General features: G+C 69.3%; 1 protein-coding gene and 1 pseudogene. Both read right to left on the bottom strand.

The window, feature by feature from the left end:
• Positions 1–2,032 (bottom strand): DUF349 domain-containing protein (locus ACEN88_RS29435; RefSeq protein ID WP_413345394.1); only part of this gene is annotated, 2,032 nt, incomplete at its 3' end.
• A 116-nt stretch (positions 2,033–2,148) separates the two neighbouring features.
• Positions 2,149–2,418, bottom strand: a pseudogene (locus ACEN88_RS29430) (hypothetical protein); the annotation flags it as partial.

Here is a 2,418-nt window from a genome sequence, read left to right as displayed (position 1 = left end):
CCTGCCATTCCGCCTGCGCCTCGCGCAGCAGCTTGCCGACCGTGGCCGGCGTGACGCTGTCCGCCGCCGCTTCCAGGCGCGCGCTGATGGCTTCCTTGGCGGCCTCGTGCGCTCGGCGCTCGATGTCGGCCTCGTGCATCGTTTCCTTGCGGCGCTGGAACACGTCGTCGCACACGGCGCGGAAGCGCTGCCACAGCGCCTGCTCGCTCTTGCGTTCGAGCGGCAGCGAGCGTGCATGGTCCTGCCAGCGCTGCTGCAGGGCGCGCATCGTGTCGATCGCGTGGCGGTCGTGCGGATCGATGGCGGCGGCTTCCTCGATGATGGCTTCGCGCTCGGCCATCTCGGCCTTGCGCTGCTCTTCGAGCGGCCCCTGCAGCACGTTCAGCGCATCGGCAAACAAGGCGTCCAGGCGCTTCTTTTCCTTGCGGTCGATGGCGCCCAGGTGGCTCCACGCGAGACGCAGCCGCTGCACCGTGCCCGCCACGTGCTTCCACTCGACGCTGCCCTCGCGCAGGCGCGCGATCTCGGCTTGCGCTTCCTCGACGAGCGCCTGGCCGCGTGCCGCGTTCGCATGGCGCTCGTCGGCCAGGTGGCGGAAGTGGGCAGCGGCCGGCGCATAGGCAGTCGTGCAGGCGGCGTCGAACCGCTCCCACAGGCTCTTCGGCGCGGCGCCGGACAGGCTGTCGAGCGCCTTCCAGCGGTCGCGCATGCTGCCGACCTTCTTGGCCAGCTCGCTCATCGCCAGGTTTTGCGTGGGCAAGGCCTCGACTGTCTTGATGAGTTCCTCGCGCGACACGTTGCCGCCCCAGCGCGCCCAGTCGGACAGGCGCTTGAGCTCGGCCCGCAGGTGGGCCAGGCGGTCGGATTGCGCGGGCGTCAGGCGCATGCCCTTTTCGCGCGCGTCCTTCAGCGTCTTGTCGTGGTCGGCGGCGGCGCCCAGCGAGCCCTGTTGCAGGGCGGCTTCCATCGCATCCATCGTATCGATGAAATGCTGGTCCGCACCGCGCGGCCTGTTGTCCTTCATGCCTTCCCTGGCGGGGGCTTTTACGGCGCCTTCCTGCGCCGGCCTGGGCTCGCGCGGCTCCTTCGGCTTGCGTGGCTCGGCCTGCGGCACCGTGGCCAGCAGAGCGTCGAAGCGGCGCTGCAGTTCGGCGGCCTGCTCGTCCTGGGGCAGATGCGGCAGCGCTTTCCATTCGCGTCGCAGCGTCTCCGCATTCAGCTCGGCAACCGGTTTCGCCTGCTGGGCGTCGATGAATGCGGCGCGCGCGGCGCGCGCGGCCTGGCCGGCTTCCTGCACCTGCATGCCGGCGCGCAGCTTCTCCATCCCGGCCGCGAATTCGGCGACGAGGGCACGCGGCAGCGACGGGTGTTCGGGCGAACGCAGGGCCTCGTCCTGTTCCTGTGCCAGCACATCCAGACGCTGCCCCAGTTCCGCTGACGACAGGCCGGCGCCGCCCAGCTGGCGCAAGGCAGCCACGCGGTCGATCATGGCGCGCTGCAGGGCCACCTGCGCTTCGAGGCGCCGGGCCAGCGCGGCGCGCGCGGTCTGGAACGTGGCATCGAGTTCGGGCGCGGAGATCACGGACCATCTGCGGTCCAGCTCGGCCACGTGGTTCGGGGTCAGCAACGCATCCTTGAGGAGGGATTCGGCCTGCTCGACGGCGGCCTGTGCGCGCCGGTGCTCGGCTTCGCGGTGACGGTGCGCGTCGAGGCGCGACTGCATCAGTTTGGCGACGCGGCGATCGGTATTGCGCATCGCGGTATGCACACGCTCGATCAGCGCCGGGCTGTGAACGAACTCGGCGGCTGCAAGCCGCAGTTCGGAAAATTCGCACTGGAGGATGAATTCCACCGCGGCGGCTTCATCATCCCCGATGCGGCCCAGCTTTTCAGCCTGGGCCACGCGTTGATGGTTGGACGAATGCGTGGCGGCGGACGCGGACGGTTCCGCTTGCGCCCCCGCCTGTCCTCCCTGCCCGGCCGGCTTGTCGCCGGGCTTGTCGCCCGGCCGCTTGAATAGGAACTCGAACATGATGAAATCGCACTTCCAAAATCGCCATCATAGCAAAGAACCCTGATGGCCTCGTGACACCAGCCTGGCGCGTGCGAGCAATTGTTCATCATTTCCCACTAACAATATCGATAGTGTCAGTGGGCCGCGGTCAGCGTCGCATGCCGTCGCCCATGCACATCGTGGCCGGCATGCCCGACCAGTTCGTGACGCAGGCGGCGCGGATCGGCGCGGTGCTCTTGTGCGTACGCATCGTGCGCGAGCATCTGGTTCGCGATCGCGAACCACGCATCGCCGCCGACCGCCGCGCGCGCCAGCGGGAACAACTCGTGTTCCTCGCGCTCCAGCCGGCAGCGCAAGGCCGCGACGCAGCCCTCGACGGCGCCGCAGAACGCATCGCGCGGCAC

It is taken from the genome of Massilia sp. CT11-108, from assembly GCF_047302915.1.
GTDB classification, from domain to species: Bacteria; Pseudomonadota; Gammaproteobacteria; order Burkholderiales; family Burkholderiaceae_D; genus Telluria; species Telluria orientalis.
The sequence above is the reverse complement of the archived record's forward strand: the minus strand, read 5'-3'. Positions and strand labels throughout refer to the sequence as shown.